This is a genomic window from Exiguobacterium sp. Leaf196 (assembly GCF_001423965.1).
Taxonomy (GTDB): Bacteria; Bacillota; Bacilli; order Exiguobacteriales; family Exiguobacteriaceae; genus Exiguobacterium_A.
Genome location: NZ_LMPV01000009.1, coordinates 24,381 through 41,570, shown reverse-complemented (window position 1 = coordinate 41,570; position 17,190 = coordinate 24,381). Strand labels below are relative to the sequence as shown.

At 47.6% G+C, this 17,190-nt stretch carries 20 protein-coding genes and 1 riboswitch; of the genes, 9 read left to right on the top strand and 11 right to left on the bottom strand.

The window, feature by feature from the left end; all coding sequences use genetic code 11:
• The 4 genes from ASG02_RS12080 (at position 1) to ASG02_RS12065 (ending at position 2,682) form a co-directional block, all read left to right on the top strand.
• Positions 1–960 (top strand): nitronate monooxygenase family protein, encoded by a 960-nt coding sequence (locus ASG02_RS12080; RefSeq protein ID WP_056063768.1) that lies wholly within the window; start codon positions 1–3, stop codon positions 958–960.
• A 114-nt stretch (positions 961–1,074) separates the two neighbouring features.
• Positions 1,075–1,503, top strand: a complete 429-nt coding sequence (locus tag ASG02_RS12075; protein ID WP_035411027.1) for a DMT family transporter — start codon at positions 1,075–1,077, stop codon at positions 1,501–1,503.
• 15 nt (positions 1,504–1,518) lie between these two features.
• On the top strand, positions 1,519–2,187 hold the full coding sequence (locus ASG02_RS12070; RefSeq protein WP_035399014.1) for a Crp/Fnr family transcriptional regulator: 669 nt from the start codon (positions 1,519–1,521) through the stop codon (positions 2,185–2,187).
• 12 nt (positions 2,188–2,199) lie between these two features.
• The gene (locus tag ASG02_RS12065) at positions 2,200–2,682 is read left to right on the top strand and encodes a DMT family transporter (RefSeq protein ID WP_056063765.1); all 483 of its coding nucleotides are present in this window, start codon (positions 2,200–2,202) and stop codon (positions 2,680–2,682) included.
• Positions 2,683–2,758: 76 nt separating this feature from the next.
• Here the strand turns inward: ASG02_RS12065 and msrA are convergent, their stop codons facing one another.
• Both msrA and ASG02_RS12055 read right to left on the bottom strand, forming a co-directional pair.
• Positions 2,759–3,289 (bottom strand): peptide-methionine (S)-S-oxide reductase MsrA, encoded by a 531-nt coding sequence (gene msrA / locus ASG02_RS12060; protein WP_056063762.1) that lies wholly within the window; start codon positions 3,287–3,289, stop codon positions 2,759–2,761.
• A 94-nt stretch (positions 3,290–3,383) separates the two neighbouring features.
• A riboswitch (SAM riboswitch) is annotated at positions 3,384–3,487 on the bottom strand.
• Between the two features lie 62 nt (positions 3,488–3,549).
• Positions 3,550–4,728 (bottom strand): M20 family metallopeptidase, encoded by a 1,179-nt coding sequence (locus ASG02_RS12055; protein ID WP_056063759.1) that lies wholly within the window; start codon positions 4,726–4,728, stop codon positions 3,550–3,552.
• 77 nt (positions 4,729–4,805) lie between these two features.
• Between ASG02_RS12055 and ASG02_RS12050 the strand changes: the two genes are divergently transcribed.
• A complete protein-coding gene (locus ASG02_RS12050; RefSeq protein ID WP_035411012.1) occupies positions 4,806–5,099 on the top strand; it encodes a putative quinol monooxygenase in 294 nt (97 codons plus the stop codon).
• Between the two features lie 55 nt (positions 5,100–5,154).
• Here ASG02_RS12050 and ASG02_RS12045 read toward each other — a convergent pair whose 3' ends face one another.
• Both ASG02_RS12045 and ASG02_RS12040 read right to left on the bottom strand, forming a co-directional pair.
• The gene (locus ASG02_RS12045; RefSeq protein ID WP_235514035.1) at positions 5,155–7,710 is read right to left on the bottom strand and encodes a C40 family peptidase; all 2,556 of its coding nucleotides are present in this window, start codon (positions 7,708–7,710) and stop codon (positions 5,155–5,157) included.
• A gap of 141 nt (positions 7,711–7,851) precedes the next feature.
• On the bottom strand, positions 7,852–8,406 hold the full coding sequence (locus ASG02_RS12040; RefSeq protein WP_035411009.1) for a GNAT family N-acetyltransferase: 555 nt from the start codon (positions 8,404–8,406) through the stop codon (positions 7,852–7,854).
• Positions 8,407–8,675: 269 nt separating this feature from the next.
• On the opposite strand from ASG02_RS12040, the gene ASG02_RS12035 reads away from it, so the two are divergent.
• From ASG02_RS12035 to ASG02_RS12025, 3 genes are all read left to right on the top strand, one after another.
• Entirely contained in the window at positions 8,676–9,005 is a 330-nt protein-coding gene (locus ASG02_RS12035) for a multidrug efflux SMR transporter (protein ID WP_035411006.1), read from the top strand.
• On the top strand, positions 9,002–9,319 hold the full coding sequence (locus tag ASG02_RS12030; RefSeq protein WP_056063756.1) for a multidrug efflux SMR transporter: 318 nt from the start codon (positions 9,002–9,004) through the stop codon (positions 9,317–9,319). The genes ASG02_RS12035 and ASG02_RS12030 overlap by 4 nt, the downstream gene beginning before the upstream one ends.
• Before the next feature lie 128 nt (positions 9,320–9,447).
• Positions 9,448–10,191: a general stress protein gene (locus ASG02_RS12025; RefSeq protein WP_056063752.1), complete on the top strand. Its 744-nt coding sequence runs from the start codon at positions 9,448–9,450 to the stop codon at positions 10,189–10,191.
• A 111-nt stretch (positions 10,192–10,302) separates the two neighbouring features.
• Here ASG02_RS12025 and ASG02_RS12020 read toward each other — a convergent pair whose 3' ends face one another.
• The gene (locus tag ASG02_RS12020) at positions 10,303–11,118 is read right to left on the bottom strand and encodes an aldo/keto reductase (protein WP_056063749.1); all 816 of its coding nucleotides are present in this window, start codon (positions 11,116–11,118) and stop codon (positions 10,303–10,305) included.
• 132 nt (positions 11,119–11,250) lie between these two features.
• Here ASG02_RS12020 and ASG02_RS12015 point away from each other — a divergent pair, with 132 nt between their 5' ends.
• A complete protein-coding gene (locus tag ASG02_RS12015) occupies positions 11,251–12,276 on the top strand; it encodes an iron-containing alcohol dehydrogenase family protein (RefSeq protein WP_056063746.1) in 1,026 nt (341 codons plus the stop codon).
• 48 nt (positions 12,277–12,324) lie between these two features.
• On the opposite strand, the gene ASG02_RS12010 is transcribed toward ASG02_RS12015, so the two are convergent.
• The 6 genes from ASG02_RS12010 to ASG02_RS11985 all read right to left on the bottom strand — a co-directional run bounded on the left by ASG02_RS12010 (position 12,325) and on the right by ASG02_RS11985 (position 17,163).
• A complete protein-coding gene (locus ASG02_RS12010) occupies positions 12,325–13,287 on the bottom strand; it encodes an EAL domain-containing protein (protein ID WP_056063743.1) in 963 nt (320 codons plus the stop codon).
• Positions 13,288–13,462: 175 nt separating this feature from the next.
• Positions 13,463–13,726, bottom strand: a complete 264-nt coding sequence (locus tag ASG02_RS12005; protein ID WP_035410989.1) for a DUF1294 domain-containing protein — start codon at positions 13,724–13,726, stop codon at positions 13,463–13,465.
• Positions 13,727–13,743: 17 nt separating this feature from the next.
• On the bottom strand, positions 13,744–14,484 hold the full coding sequence (locus ASG02_RS12000) for a YgcG family protein (RefSeq protein WP_056063740.1): 741 nt from the start codon (positions 14,482–14,484) through the stop codon (positions 13,744–13,746).
• Positions 14,481–15,074 carry a LemA family protein gene (locus ASG02_RS11995; RefSeq protein WP_056063738.1) on the bottom strand — a complete coding sequence of 198 codons (594 nt, stop codon included), beginning with the start codon at positions 15,072–15,074 and terminating at the stop codon, positions 14,481–14,483. Before ASG02_RS11995 ends, ASG02_RS12000 begins: the two co-directional genes overlap by 4 nt.
• Positions 15,075–15,182: 108 nt before the next feature.
• Complete coding sequence (locus ASG02_RS11990; RefSeq protein WP_035410984.1) at positions 15,183–16,019, bottom strand: undecaprenyl-diphosphate phosphatase; 837 nt, start codon at positions 16,017–16,019, stop codon at positions 15,183–15,185.
• A gap of 331 nt (positions 16,020–16,350) precedes the next feature.
• Complete coding sequence (locus ASG02_RS11985) at positions 16,351–17,163, bottom strand: ZIP family metal transporter (RefSeq protein WP_023467025.1); 813 nt, start codon at positions 17,161–17,163, stop codon at positions 16,351–16,353.
• Between the last annotated feature and the right edge of the window lie 27 nt (positions 17,164–17,190).

Here is a 17,190-nt window from a genome sequence, read left to right as displayed (position 1 = left end):
ATGTTTCCGATTTGTGAGCTATTCAACATTCGTTATCCATTGATCCAAGGAGGGATGGGTAACATTAGTCATGCAGCACTCACGGCAGCGGTGTCGAATGCCGGAGGACTCGGAACGCTTGGGTGCGGTACGTTGTCGGTCGATGAAGTAGCGTCTCGGATTCAGGAGACACGAACCCTGACGGAGCAACCATTTGCCTTGAACATCGCGATTCGTGTATCTCCTTATACGGAAGCACTGATCGATCTCGCGATTGCAGAAAAGATTCCGGTCGTCTCCTTGTCGGCAGGAAATCCGGCACCGTACATAGAGCGACTACAAGCCGCTGGCATCAAAACGATCGCGGTTGTCGCTTCAGTCAAACAGGCGTTAAAGGCAGAACAGGCAGGAGCCGATGTACTCGTAGCGGAGGGAGTTGAAGCGGCAGGTATCAATTCCCCGCTTGAACTGACGACCCTCACTTTGATTCCGCAGCTTGTCGATCGGGTCAAGATTCCGGTTCTTGCAGCGGGTGGGATTGGCGATGGGCGTGGACTAGCAGCTGTCCTGTTGCTTGGTGCTGCCGGCGTCCAGCTCGGAACACGGTTAATCGCGACGGAAGATGCGAAGGTCCATCCAGTTTATAAATCGCGCTTAACGGATGCGACAGATACCGATACACGCATCATCGGGCGCTCCGTTGGATTTGTCCGACGTGTCCTTGATGGTCCTTACGTCGAACACCTCACAGCCGAGACACCTACTGCTTTTCTCGATCAGACGAATGAGTCGTATCATATTACAGGCGCTCTTGAAGGCGATGAAGAGAAAGGATATGTCAACGCTGGACTGGTTGCCGGTTTGATTCGTGATGTGCCAACGGTTGCGGAGTTGTTTACGCGCATGATGGAGGAAGCAGAGGAACAGCTGAAGCGGACGACTGCTCGTTTTGCGACATTAACATACAATGATGACCCGTAAACCCGCTTGTGGAAAGCGGGTTTTTCATGTTTTTTTGAAAATGGGACATTTGTCCTTTTCAAGTGAGGCACGAATAAGGTCTACTCTAGTGTAGAGATTAAAGGAGGAGATGACTTGCAAGGAGTCGTGTTTGCTTTGATGAGCGGTCTGTTCATCGCCCTGCAAGGTATATTCAATGCGCGCCTTGCGACAGGCGTCGGACCGTGGTTATCCGTATTGATCGTCCACTTTGTTGGTCTGATGGGTTGTTTAGTCATTTATAGCTTCGTACGAGATCGGAAAATCGGCGGATTCCGTCAGTTACCGTGGATTTATGCGAGCGGTGGTTTGATTGGCGTGCTAGTCGTCGTAACGGAACTCACAGCGATCCAAAAACTCGGGATGACATGGGCGATGTGTTTGTTACTCGTCGCGCAGATTTTATGTGCCTTTCTGATTGATTTAAAAGGATGGTTCGGTGTCTTAAAAAAACAAGGAAATCGTGGTCAGTGGGTTGGTGTGGGTCTCATGCTTGCAGGAGTTGCGATTTTCTCACTTGCCTAAAGGGAGGGAACGAACATGGAAACCGTCATCCAACAATATGGACTGGATACGATTTTAACGGAAGAGACGCGCGCTTGGTTGCGTGAAGAAACCTTCCGAAAAGGAGAACTCCTCTGTACGACCGGTGCGACAATCGACCGGATGTACTTCATCGTCGCAGGCAAGGTCAAGATTTCTGCTGCTTCGTCAGAAGGGAAACAACGGATTTTACGATTCAAAACACCACTGACAGTGATTGGTGACGCCGAGTTCATCAATGAACGAGAAGTGTTGAATACAGTTGAGGCGGTGACCGATGTCGATGTGTTGAGCGTGCCGTATGCGATTTTACGCGAGCACAATACGACGAATGTTTTTCTGCAATTTTTACTACGAACAATTACAGCGAAGTGGTATGCCGATTCGAAATCAGCGTCGCACCACGTACTCTATACGGTCGAGGAGCGATTTGCAGGCTACTTATTATCAATTGCGTCCGAAGCTAGTGACAGTTTGTTTTATCAGGAGATGCGGACGTCGAACCTGCATGACGTCGCCGACTGGCTTGGAACGAGTTATCGCCATCTCAATCGGATCATCACGAAATTATGTGAAGAAGAGATTCTCGTTCGACGACGCGGGAAAATCATCATTGTCGATCTGGAGCGGATTCGCGAGAAGGCGAACGGCAACAGCTATGAGTAAGGAGGAACGAACATGGTAATAGGCATCGTGTGTGCCGTATTGGCAGGGATGCTAATCAGTTTACAGACGGTATTGAATGCTAGGATGAGTGACGCGTTTGGCGCTTGGGCGACGACGACGCTGGTTTTCTTCGTCGGCTTCATCGGAGCAAGCATCACGTATGTCCTGTTTCGTGGTGGAACGATCGGACAGATTCAAAACGTGTCACCACTCTACTGGTTCGGTGGACTCGTAGGTGTCGGTGTCGTCTTTTGTGTCATGCGCGGGATTCAATTGCTTGGTCCGTCCGTCGCGATTTCTGTCGTGTTGATTTCGCAGTTGAGCTTTGCCCTCGCCGTTGATACGTTCGGTTGGTTCGGTTTGCCGCAAATCGACTTATCGTTTGGTCAGCTCATCGGTCTCGCTGTCATGGTGTGTGGCATCTTCGTCTTGAAACGGTATCAAGTCGTGGCACCGGAACAACAGACAAAGGATCAACTAGAACGTGTTTCATGACTTACTTTTTCCATAACAATGAAACAGGTCAGCAAACTAACGTTTACTGACCTGTTTTTATATACATTTTTTTGAATCAGACCGTCGTCGTATCTTTCCATTCCTGTTCGATGAAGGCATCACGACCAGAAGCAGCACGATCTTTTTTGTAGTGTTCTGGATTTTTCTTATGGAAGTCTTGGTGGTACTCTTCCGCTGGATAAAATTCAGAAGCAGCATCGATCCGCGTCACGATTGGCTGTTTGAAACGGTTGCTTGCAGCAAGAGCGTCACGAGAAGTAATCGCAGCTTCATGCTGCGCATCCGTATGATAGAAGATTGCTGGTGCGTACTGCGTACCGCGATCTTGGAATTGACCTTCTGCATCCGTCGGATCCGTTTGGGGCCAGTAGAGTTCAAGTAAACGCTCGTATGGGAACAGGCTCGGATCAAACGTGATTTGGACGACTTCGAGGTGTCCCGTCGTTCCTGTTTTGACTTGCTCGTATGTCGGGTTATCGACGTGTCCGCCCATGTAACCTGATACGATTCCCTCGATTCCTGGTAATTCTTCAAATGGTGTCACCATGCACCAAAAACATCCACCTGCAAATGTTGCTTTTTCCATCTGTCTCTTCCTCTCCGTGGGAAATCCCCATTGTATGTCTGACAGCGAGAAAACGAAAACGACTCCTTCGCTTGGTTGCAAAAGGAGTCGCCGCTTTTTATCAACCAAAGCTTTCGCTTTGCTGGTCGTAGCACCTTGCTATGCGCAGGTTGCTGGGACGTCATCGATCCAGATCTCTCGGTCCACTCTTGATAAGGGTATATGAAGTTGATGTCATTCGTTATCATTGTTGTGATGATACCATTCACAAAGAAATAAAGTCAATCCTTAGAATTTAAGGCACGTAAAACGGTTGCTCCAAGTGTCTTCGCACCGATCAACAACGCTTGTTCATTGATCTCGTACTGTGGATGGTGCTGCGGATAGTTGACGCGACCGTCCGTATATCCGGAGCCAGTAAAGAAATAACTACCCGGGACGTATGTTAAGTAATGTGCGAAGTCGTCCGCCGCCATCATTGGTGTGAGTGCCCGGACGGATGCTTCCGGTAAGAAAGCAGCAGCTTCCTGAACGAGTTTTGTCTCATCCGGGTGATTCCAGAGCGCCGGGTAACCAGTCGTGAAGTCAATCGAATACGAAGCACCGATGCCGGCACACGTCGTCTTAGCGACAAGATCGACTTCTTGCCGGAGCTGATGCCGAAGTGTCTCATTGAACGTTCGGATTTCCCCGACAATGCGTGCCTCACCCGTAACAATATTTGGTGCTGTTCCTGCATGGAAAGAACCGATTGCGAGAACAGCCGGCTCAAACGGATCGACCCGTCGACTAACGAGATGTTGTAAGTTGCAGACGAGTTGCGCTCCAGCGACGAGAGCATCTTTTGTTTTATGCGGTGCCTGGGCATGCCCACCTTGACCATGGACGATGATTTCGAATTCGTCGATCGCACACAATGTATGTCCTTCCCGGAACCCGATCGTGCCAACCGGTAAATCATTTTCGAGATGTGTCGCGAAAATTGCATCGACCCCTTCGAGGACGCCGGCTTCGATCATTTGGATTGCTCCACCGGGGAAGACCTCTTCTCCATGCTGGTGGATGATCCGAATCGTTCCTTGCAATTGATCGCGTAACGGATAGAGCGTAGCAGCAAGGGCCATCACGATCGCCGTATGACCATCGTGTCCACAAGCATGCATGACCCCGGGATGGATCGACCGGAAGGCAAGCGTCGTCTCTTCTTGAAGTGGTAAAGCATCAAAATCGGCACGGACCGCAATCGTCGGACCAGGCTGTTTGCCTTCGATCGTCGCGACGACACCACGACCTCCGACGGCTGTTTGATGAGGAATGCCCTGTTCTGCGTAAAAGGCGGCAATCCGTTCTGGTGTGCGGACTTCCTGGAAAGAGAGTTCCGGGTGTCGATGAAAATCGCGACGTAACGCGATCATTGTCGGTTCGAATTGTTCGAGTGCTTCAAAAAGTTGAGTTTGCATGTTCAAGCTCCTTTAACGTGTGTCTTTTCGCGAAAATGGGTACAGATACAGGTAATCACGAAAGGGGATAATGTAACATGGGAGAAATCGTCGTCAATGCTGTACTTACAATCAAAGCTGGACTTGCGGATCAAGTCTTCCCGATTTTACAAACGGTTTATCATGCTTCACAAAAAGAAGAAGGATGCTTACGTTATTCCTTGCACCAATCGATCGAGGATGAGCATCAATTCATGTTGTATGAAGTGTATCGGGACGAAGAAGCGCTTGAAGCGCATATCGCATCCGACCACTATAAAGCCTACCGTGAACAGATCGAATTATACTTGATGGACCGACAAGTGGCGAAATACGTCGAGATGACTTTCTGACGTGTTGCGATAAGAAGAGACGAACCCGTCGAAACCGACGGATTCGTCTTTTTTATTACATCGATTTAAAGCCGAGGAAATGCTCCTGCCAACGCGGTTCATAGATTGAATTGATTTGCAGCTGTGAACCACCCGCATGGATGAAGTGTTCGTTATCAAGCATGATTCCAATATGCGATGGACCGTCTGTATAGGTGTTCTGGAAGAAGACGATATCTGAGCGTTTACCACTTGAGATGCTCGTCCGGCGATTCGTGAAGAACGCACCATACCAGTAGCCACGAACGTTCGTCCGACCACCGTATTTTCCAGCTTGGTTCGTCGCATAGTGAATCAGTCCGGAACAGTCGAAGCCACCGTTTACGGCATCTTGCGAACCCCATGTGTATGGTGTGCCGATATGTTGGACTGCTGCTTGGATCAGCTTTTCACCACGCGTATTATTCTTTTTAACGACCCGTTTATCGGACGTGATCGTCACAGTGGATACAGGAAGATAAACAGGTGTCCAGCCTGACTGGATGACATAGAAGTTTCCGACTCGATGACGCGGATAAACGCGTTTGCCTTGTTCAACGAGTCCGCTACCTTTTGGACTTGTTGGACTCGCAAAGAAGGACGTCGTCTGTTTGACCGTATAGATTTTCGCCCGGTCGATCGCTTTTTGTGTCAGTTTCATATCGGGTTTGCTCGTGCTGATATAAGGGTTGAGGACGTAACCGGTTTGACCATTTGCCAGGCGAACTTGCCAAAAGTCATCATCAATTGATTTTAGACCGATTAATTTCGTCCCTTTCTTCAAATAGGCAGCTGGGCGACTGTAAGCCACGTCGGCAGAGAAGAGGGGCGTCTGGTCCAGATGGACATAAAATGTCGTGCCTTTTTTTGCTTTTGCCGTCGGCTTGTTCAGTCCGATGCGACTCGAATCGACGAAACCAAAGGTGTTTTTATATTTGACGCGTGTATAATAACCGCTTTTTCCGTAGATCGAAATCGAGGTCCCTTTTTTGAATGTACCGATTTTTTTACCCGATAGTTTTGCCTGCGAACGAATGATGACATCGTCTTCCGTCACGTAGCGTTGACCAGTGACGTCATACAGATCCGGTTTTTTCGTGACGAGATCCGTCGTCTTGACGTAACCGTAGACCGATCCTTTTTTCAAGCGTGTGTAACTGCCGCTTGTGCCGTAAATCGTTAGCTTGTCAGCTCGTTTGACGGAATACATGATTTTGCTCTTCGTCGACGCAGATGTGTAGACGGACAAGTTGCGTTTCGCGTATCGTGTCCCGGTTGATGCATAAACTTTTCCAGTACCGAGATCAGCTGTCTTGACGTAAGCATGAACTCCACGGAAGATGATCCGGCTATAGGCACCGCTTGTGCCATACACCGTCAGCAGCGTATTCGTTTGATGTTGCTTTAAGACAAGACTTGAAGATTTGGCATCCGAATAGATCGGTGTAGCACGCTGAACATAGAGGCGTGCAGTCTTCGAATAGTATTTCAATGTACCGAGATGTGCCGTCAGCATATAGGCATACTCGTCGTTTCGTTTGATTCGTGTAAATGAACCCTCGATGCCGTACGTTTGAAGCGAAGTATTCACAGGAAGCGATTGAAGGACTTTCCCTTTCGTAGTCGCAGTAGCATAGACCGTCGTCTGCTGTTGGACGTAACGTAGCCCTGTTTCCGGATGGTTCACGACCGGCGCATCAGCTAAATCAGCCGTCAATACGAAGGCGTGACCCGTCTTAGTCGCCACGCGTGTAAAAGTACCGATCGTACCGAACGTTTCGAATGCTTGATTTTGAGTAACAGCTGTCTTCGCGCTCGTCGTCTTCGGTTCAACGAAGAGAGAAGTCGTTCGTTTGGCATAACGCAGTCCTGTTTCCGGATAATTTTCGACCGGCGCATCAGCTAAATCAGCCGTCAATACGAAGGCGTAACCCGTTTTAGTCGCAACAAGTGTAAAAGTACCCGTCGTACCGAACGTTTCAAATGCTTGATTTTGAACGACGGCTGTCTTCGCGCTCGTCGTCTTCGGCTCAACGAAGAGAGAAGTCGTTCGTTTGGCATAACGCGTTCCAACCAATTTCGGAAGTTGCTCGAGTTGTGTCGTAGGTACGTAGACGTATTGCTCTTTCCATTTCAGGCGTGTGAACGTGTCAAAAGTGCCGTATGTATCGATTCGCTGATAAGCGGGAAGTGTCGTCACGACGGTGGAGTCAAAAGGTGAAGCGACTAATGAGAGTGGACTTTTCGAAGTCAACGTTGCTTGTTTTTGGAAGACAGGCGCTGTTTGCGTTAACGCACTTGTTGCGACATAAGCAATTCCTTCTTGCCAACTGACACGAGTGAAATCACCGTCCGTATCGAGCGTCTTGAATGTCATTCCTGCTGGTAGTTGTTGGATGACAGCGGTAGAGTCAGCTGTTTGTAGCAATGCGGTATTCTCTTTCAAATAAGCCGTTCCTGTCGTTTCTGTGACTGTTTGTACTTCTGCCGTCGGTTGAGCAGGTGGCGATTCAGCGAAAGCAGGTGCGGGTAGAACCGAGCTCAACATCAATGTTGCAGCGAGTCCAGCAACATGAGCAGTCCATTTTTTCATCAAGAGGTTCACTCCAATTCTTAAAATTTGTCATTAGGAATAGTGTAGCATGCGCTTGTTTAAAAATTGATGAAAATCAAAAAAATAGGAGATTGGGCATAAAAAAACGGTATGCCGAAGCACACCGTTTGAAGTCATATTTTAGTCATCGTCTTCATGATCGACTTGCCATTCCCAGTCGAGCATGCCGTAAATTAAAGAGTCGCGCCAGTGGTCTTCTAAATAGACCGTCTCGCGAAGCTGTCCTTCCTTTGTCATACCGACTTTTTGTAAGACACGTTCAGAAGCGACGTTCCGTGGATCACATGTCGCTGTGATTCGGTGTAATTCTAGTTTTTCAAAACCGAATTGAAGAAGGAAAGAGGCAATTGACGTCGCGTACCCATTTCCCCATTCATCGGGTGAGAGGACATATCCGATTTCGGCGATTTTATGTTCCACGTCTGTAATGACGAGTTCACCGGCACCGATGACGACGTCACTTGGAAACGTCACGGCAAAGACATAACGACGTCTTGGTGTCTCGAGTTCACTTTCTAGTGCATCGTGCAGGAATTGTTTCGTATCGGTCTCGGAATTCGGTCCCCACGACTGAAATTGGCTGACGATGGGTTGTGACGCATAGGCGTGGACCGCTTCTACATCTTCCGGTGTAAAACGACGAATCCGAAGTTGGTCATTGATTTTATAACGCATGCAGCATCCTCCTCTTTCAGATGAAGTCACTTTAATTCTATTAGACAAATCGAAGACGAATTCCTGTTTGACACGGGAAAAAGGGCGTGCTAGGGTGGACGTATCGAATGAAATAGGCAGTATCCTCTAGGGTTCCGTACGGCTGGACCGAGGGAGGAACATGGACGTTTGTCCATGCAACGGAGGGATAAAAGCCCGGGAGTAAAGCGAATCGTCTCGCTTGCTCCCGGGCTTTTTCATTTGAAATCATCTATTAGGAGGCAATTACTATGGCAAAGTATTGGATCGGGATCATTATCGCAGCGTGTTTTGAAGTCGGTTGGGTCATCGGGTTAAAACATGCGGCAACACCATTCGAATGGGGAGCGACAGTCATCTGTATCATCGTTAGCTTCACCGTATTGATTAAAGCAAGTAACCATTTACCGGTCGGAACGGTCTATGCTGTCTTCGTTGGTCTCGGGACGGCAGGGACGGTCTTGACGGACATCGTGTTGTTCGATCAAGCGGCTTCCGTGATGAAATTAGCATTGATCGCTGTCTTACTCGTTGGCGTCATCGGTCTAAAATTAGTCAGTGGAGAGGAGAAATCAGCATGAGTTGGGTGTATTTAGTCATTGCCGGAATCTTTGAGATGTTTGGTGTCGTCTTGATCAATACATTTAATCAAAATAAGAATGCGAAGAATCTACTGTTGATGGGAACAGGGTTCGGACTCAGTTTTCTATTCTTGACGCTTGCAATGAATGGCTTACCGATGGGAACAGCGTACGCGGTCTGGACAGGAATTGGAGCAGCGGGCGGAGCGATTCTCAGCATGGTGCTTTATAACGAATCAAAAGACTGGAAACGGCTCGTCTGTATCAGTCTTGTCTTAAGTGCGACGATCGGTTTAAAACTTGTCGGCGAATGACCGTTTACATGTCAAACAGATGACGTTTTAACGGAACGCATATTTTTTGGCATATTTTAATGCAAAAGAGGAAATACTCCTTATAGAAGCTACGCATGACAAATCGTGTTAATAAGGGGAGAACATCCATGAAAACGAAACAATATATCGGAACGTTCTATTCAGAAGACGAATTGATCTCAAAAATGGACGAACTACACATTCAAGGACATCGGGAAGAAGACTTTTACGTGATCGTCAAGGAGAAGTCGAATATCGCACTCGTCCGTAGCCAGATGGACGCAGAAATCGCGACAACAAAACCGTCTTGGATGGACCGGATTCGTGGGAACAAAGGTCGTGATCAAGAAGTCGATGATCTGTTCGAGTCACTTGATCTATCAGATAATGAAATCGAACAACGAAAAACGGAAGTCGAAGGTGGGGGCTTTGTTCTGTTACTTGAAGTCCAAGACATCCAGTTCGATCCACATTTAAATACAGACAACACACATCCTGATGTAAAAGTCCGTTATGGTAGTGGAGAAGAAACGCATACGTCATCAGACGCTAATTCTAACGCACAGCTTGGCTCAGGTAATTCGCTTGACGTTGATAAGGATTCAAAGGAAGAGCACGCGGAGATTGATTTGCATCGCGCAGGTACCGATAAGATGCCGCAAGACGAGCAAGCAATCGATCATTCGAAAAAGCTCGATGGAAACCGAGAACCGAATATTGCGATGCGTCGGGATGATGATTTCCGGCGTCCAGAAACAGAATACGAGGAAAAAGAACAGGATGCAACGCAAGACGGTGAAGAACATCGTCAATCCAAACATCAATCGAATGACATTGCCAAGCAAGACCATGGAAATAATTTAGACCGCTAAAATAATAGAATGGAATCACACGTCAGGGTCATAATCGAAGAAGGTACCTTTCGGATAAAATCTGAAAAGTACCTTCTTTTTGTATGGAGATAAAACGAGAATCGTCTCGTTTTATTTATCATCCGGATTTGATCCTGTACGCACATTAGCGTTCAATTGATCAATCGCTTGCATATCAGTGTCTGACAAGCTGAAGTCGAAGACATCGAGATTTTCGCGAATCCGGCTTGGTGTGACGGATTTCGGAATCGCGACGATGTCATGTTGCAAGTGCCAACGGAGAACGACTTGAGCAGGTGTTTTCTGATGACGGTCGGCGATATCGACGATGACCGGATGCGTCAACGCATCGCGTCCTTTCATCAACGGACTCCATGCTTCGACGACGATACCTTGCTTGCGGCAAAAGTCTCGAATCGCTTCTTGGCTAAGAAACGGATGGAGTTCAATCTGATTGACGGCAGGAACAACCGATCCTTCGGCTAAAATTCGTTCCAAGTGAGGAATATGGAAGTTCGAGACACCGATGGCACGCGTCTTCCCTTCTGCATAGAGATGCTCGAGCGCTCGCCATGTCTCGACATAGCGATCTTCTTTAGGCATTGGCCAATGAATCAGATACAAATCAACATAATCAACGCCGAGCTTTTGCAGACTCGTCTCAAAAGCGGCAAGTGTCTCTTCATAGCCATGATCGGAATTCCAGACTTTCGTCGTCAGAAAGATCTCTTCCCGGGGAATACCCGAGTCACGCAGAGCACGACCGACGCCTTCTTCGTTCTCATAAATCATCGCCGTATCGATTGAGCGATACCCGGCGCGAAGCGCTTCGCTGACCGCTTCATATACTTCTTCTTCCGGTACTTTAAAAACACCATATCCGAGTTGGGGCATGCTGATACCGTTATTTAACGTGATCTGTTGCATCGATTCATCGACTCCTTTATAGTAAATTCTTTTCTTGTCTAGTGTACGCGCTCCTCCTATAAAAATCGAATGATTGCCGAAGCGCGTTCTTTTGCGTATACTGAGCGATAACAAATATTAGGAGGCGATTCTGTGATTCGACAAGCTGTTTTACAATACATACATGAGGAACACGCACTCGATCAACTCGAAGAAATAATAGGTAACCGTTCGGCAGTCTTGATTCATGGACGTCAAGCCTACGAAGCAGCTGCTTTTGCTTTACCGGATGTTCCCCGCTTTTTATTTGAAGGACATTGTACGGATCAACAGGTGGCATTCTTCAAACAAGTATGTGCTCCGTATGATGTGATTCTCGCACTCGGAGGTGGGAGTGTCATCGATACGGCAAAACAGGTCGCGTTTCAATTACAACGTCCTGTCATCGTCATTCCGACGATTGTCTCGAACTGTGCCCCGTGGACTCCGCTCAGTGTCATGTATAACGAACAGGGACAGTATATTCGATTTGACACGTTTCCTGTCGTGATTGAAGCTCTTTTACTCGATCATCGTATCATCGCAACGAGTCCGTATGATTATTTTGTCGCCGGACTCGTCGATACGCTAGCAAAATGGTATGAAGCACGTGCCTTGAGTGGGTCTACAGCAAGCGATCCCGTCATCGAGACGGCACTCCGGACAGCTGAGCGATGCAAGGACCTCATTTTGTCGACGAATGTGACAGAAAAACGTTTTCGTGAATATCCAGCTGAAATCCAATACCTCGTCGAGACCGTCATTCCATTAGCCGGAAGCATTGGAGGTTTTGGTGATGCGGCGACACGCGGTGCAATCGGACACGCGGTACATAACGCATTATCTCCTTATCCAGAAACTCATGAGTTCTTACATGGGAGTAAGGTCGGTTACGGGTTACTCGTCCAAGAGAAGCTGCTCGGACATGATGATGATTATATAGAGTTGCGTGACTACCTTCTTGCACAAGAGCAGCCAACGACACTCACTGATTTCGGAGTTTCGCTCAACATTGTCGAAGCACTTGCTTTTCAAACATCGAAAGAGGAGCTGTGCCGTCTGTTGCGTCCAATCGTATCAGCAGAACAACTAGTCGATGCCATCACACAGAACGAGACAGTGTCCGTTTCGACTTCTTAACCTAAAAATACGCACATGTTCCGAATCAGACGGTCCATGTGCGTATTTTTATTGTGCTTTCGCCAAATGAGCGTAAGGAGTGGGACGACCGAGTAGGTATCCTTGACCAAGATCAAAGCCGAGTTCGCGGCAAAAATCGAGTTCTTCTTGACGTTCGATGCCTTCAGCTAAGATTTGAATCCCCATTTCTCGCGTTAGATAACGGGCTTTTCGTAAGAACGCTTCGTTCTCTGAGTTCGTATCGCAGTGATCGATGAAGGAACGATCGATCTTAATATAATCCGGTTGAAGCAAGGACAACATATCAAGTGTTGAGAAACCAGCGCCGACATCGTCTAGTGCCACTTGAATGCCTTGCTTTTTATACTGTTCGAAGACGTGTTTCAAATGGTTGACGTCTTCAATTTTTTCCGTTTCGACGACTTCGAAGACAAGCCGACTTGGATCAACTTGATAACGATCAACGATTTCAAACGTATGGCGCAGGCAGTACTCCGGATTATAGATCGTCGAAGGGAGAAAGTTGATGAACGTTTTTGTTGTGCCACCGATATGATGTGTCGCGCGAATCGCTTCTTCGCGCGCCCGTTGATCAAGCCGAGAATGAAGCCCCATCTTCGATGCTGTTGAGAATAGGACACCTGGTGAGATAGGAGTGTTGTCATCTGCTGCTCGCAGTAATGCTTCATTCGCAACGAGTACATTTTGTTGAATATCATAAATCGGTTGCAAATGGCTCGTCATGACACCGTGTTGGATAAAATCAATTGCTGACCGATGCTTTAGTTGTTCTAGAAGTGCTGAAGCTAGAATGGGTGCTGTCACATAACGCGATTGTGTGGCGCGACAGGATACCGAATAATCCGCTACACGCAAGAGCGATGTTAGTAACTGTTCGAGTTGTTCGAACGATTGATAGGAATAGATTTCTGGTGTTGGTGATTGGATATGGAGTGCTCCAGCTTCGACGAAACGGATTGATGTCGTACATTCGGCGCAAGGATGCCACATAAAAGATGTCCACCTCTCGATACATCAAAAGATGTATTTATTAAATTGGTTAAACTCTTTACCCTGAGAGAAAAAGAAATTAAACCTATTTTCATAATCATTGACCTCATATAAAAAAGAGAAGGGAACGACGGATGCATTTCCGTACGTTCTCTTCTCTATCGGTCACATGATTTCATTGTGAAGTGTAAAATATCCAGAAAGCGAGATGCAACACAGCTGCAAGTGGCACCAACCATTGAAATTTCGCTTTCCGTGTCTTGTGCCGGACTGTATACATACCGATCCAAGAACCAAGCGCACCACCGAGAAAAGCAATCGTCAATAGTGTCGCTTCCGGTGTCCGGTAAGCATGTTGTCGTGCTCGACGTTTATCCTGCCACATCGAGCCAAATCCGATGAGTGTCAGGAGGATGTAATACCCTAAGATAATCCTCATGAAAACCGACTCCTTTTCTAACGTTCGGCACCACCGCCGCCGGAACTTCCGCCACCACCACGACTACCGCCGTTTCCACCACCGCCACCGCGCATGATCGCGGAAAAAATGTTCAAAATCGCAAAGAAGAACATACCGCCGGTGAACTTCATGTCGAGGAACAATAAGATCAGTAATCCGGCACCGATCAGAATCTTCGTCCACAGCGGAAGCCCACCATCGTTTTGAGATTTCGGAGGGTCTTGCGACTCAAGCGACTGATCTTTTGAAATGACACTGACGACAGCTTTGTATGTTTCGCTTGCTGCTTTTCCATACTCACCATTCTCTTTATAAGGAACCGCGTATTGATCGAGGATACGACCGGCCGTGATATCGGTCAGAACCCCTTCGAGTTTATAACCGACCTCGATCCGAAATTGGCGATTCTTTTCGTTCGGAGCGACGACGACGAGTACACCATTGTCTTTTCCTTTTTGACCGATTCCTTGTCGCCGGAATGTTTCATTGGCGTAAGAACTTAAGTCCTGTCCTTTTAGATCGGGAACCGTCTTCAGCACGACTTGCGCCGTCGTGTACTGTTCGAGTTCCTGACCGAGTTGCGCGAGTTCGGCTTCTTCCGACGGTGTGAGCAACTGAGCATCATCTTGAATGAAAAAGGCTGCTCCCGTTCGTTCTGAAACGGCACTAGCCGTCGGAACGAAGAGGAAGAAGACGAGGAACGCGCTCAACAGAAGTCGCGTCCACCGCCGAATCATTTCGAATCACTGTTAAAGTCGACAGTCGGATTTTCTCGGTCGCTGTCTGAAATTTCGTAATACGTCTTTTTCTCAAATCCGAATGCAGAGGCATAGAGTGCTGTTGGGAAGCTCCGACGTTTTTTGTTATAAAGCGTCACGGCATCGTTGTAATCCTTGCGGGCGATCCCGAGACGATTTTCTGTTCCTTCCAGCGTATCCATCAATGATTGGAATCGTTCGCTTGATTTTAGTTCCGGATAAGTGGTTTGCAAAGCAATCAATCCACGAAGCGAAGACGTGACTTGTTGATCGGCTTCAATCCGTTGTTCGGTTGACGCGGCGCGCGCAAGACCAGCTTGAGCTTCAGCGACTTTGCCGTATACTTTTTCTTCTTGACCCGCGACACCTTTGACCGTTTCGACGAGGTTCGGAATTAAATCCGCACGACGCTTGATCTGGTTATCGACTTGCGACCATTTATTCGATACATCTTCTTCTACATTGACGAGGCTGTTGTATTGGCCGATTGCTAAAAACGCAATCACGACGACGACAACGACTCCGATGATTAATGGGAGTTTTGATCGACTCCGACTTCTGCGTGCCATATGGCGTTCACTCCTTTAAGTATGTCTCATCCCTATATACCCTTAACCGAATGAATTAGTTTCAAAAAAAATAAAAAACCGTCAGCTAAAATAGCTAACGGTTAGAATTTACATGTAGACGATGACAGCAAGAACAGCTGCTAAGACAAGACGGTAGATCGCGAACGGGACGAGTTTGATCTTGTTGATCAGCTTCAAGAAGAAGCGAATCGATAAGAGGGCAAACACGAACGATGCGATAAATCCGACGGCATAGAAACCGAAATCACTCGCATGAATGTTATCCCAGTTCTTAACGAGTGAGAGGAAACTGGCACCGAACATGATCGGTACGGCCATGATGAACGTGAAGTCAGCTGCCGTCCGGTGATTCATGCCGAGGAAGACCCCTCCTGAAATCGTTGAACCAGAACGGGAGAAGCCAGGCCAAAGGGAAATACATTGGAACAGACCGACGAATGCTGCTTGGCGATATGTAATCTGATCAAGCGATGTCGTTTTCGGTTCCTTTGGTCCGAGTTTGTCGGCTGCAATCATCAAGAGGGCACCGACCGCAAGACCGATGATGACTGTTTCAATCGAGAAGAGGTTCTCATCGATGAAGTCTTCGAATAATAATCCGAGGATAGCAGCAGGTAATAGACCGATCAAAACGTGACGTAGTTTTAACTTGTGTGTACCCGTCGCATCGTGTTCTCCTTCAATTTTATACAGACCAATCAAACTGAAGAGACGTTTCCAAAAGACGACGATGACCGCAAGGATTGATCCGAGCTGGATGACGACCTTAAAGGTGTTCGCTGAGTATTTACCGAGAAATTCGGTTGTTTGTAACCACATGTCATCAACGATGATCATATGACCTGTTGAAGAGACAGGTGCGAATTCCGTCATTCCTTCGACGAAACCGAGTAAAAGAGCTTTCAAGAGTTCAATGATATGCATGGTAATCTCCTTCTATAATGATGTGCTATGTAAAAACATATCATGTTTTATTCTTGTGAGATAGAACCAATCGGAATATCGGGCGCAGGTCTGAGGGAACGTGACCAATCTGATCCGTGAAGACGCACTTCGATCATAGAAAGCAAGAGAGACGAAATACTTAGGACAGCAACGCAAACTTCAAGACGAAGTTTGTGTGTAGGACGGCATCTTGAATAAAATCCTCCGCTTATCACACAAGGTCAGGACAACTTCAAATTGAATAATGATTCGAATGGGAATAGATAAACTAGCAGTGGAGGATTCAATCCACTGCTCGTTGCTTTTGAGCTCAACCTAAAGCGACATCGAGAATCATCATGACCGTGAAACCGACCATTAGACCAAGTGTCGCTAAATCGGATCCGTTCTCTGCTTGTGATTCCGGAATCAATTCTTCGACGACGACGAAAATCATCGCACCAGCAGCAAACGATAACGCATATGGTAGAAGTGGTTGAACGAAGAAGACAGCCGCCGCACCGACCATCGCGGCAATCGGTTCAACGATTGCTGACAATTGACCGTAATGAAAGGCACGCCGGCGCGACATCCCTTCACCGCGTAACGGAATCGATAACGCAGCACCTTCGGGCATGTTTTGAATGCCAATCCCGAGTGCGAGTGTCAAAGCCCCGGCGACGGTCGCTCCGTCCATATTCAAGGCAGCGGCACCAAAAGCGACACCGATCGCAAGACCTTCCGGAATGTTATGCAATGTGATCGCAAGAAACAGCAACGTCGTTTTCTTAAGTCCTGTTGAAGGACCTTCAGCTGTTTCAAGTGGTGCGGATAAGTGCAAATGCGGTGTGACGAAGTCAAGGAGACGGACGAAAAATCCACCCGCAAGGAATCCAATTGCAGCAGGAATCCACGCGATGCCACCGTCCTGCTCCGTGAATTCGATCGCTGGGGCGAGCAAAGACCAGAATGAAGCGGCGATCATGACACCGGCTGCAAAACCAAGCATCATGTTCATGACGCGTTTTTCAATCGTTGTAAAGACGAAAACGAGTGCCGCACCAAGTGCGGTTAATCCCCAAGTCATCATACCGGCAAGTAATGCTTGCACGACGACGGGGAGGGAAGTGAACCAATCCAACATAACTATTCCTTCTTTCCGGGCACGATT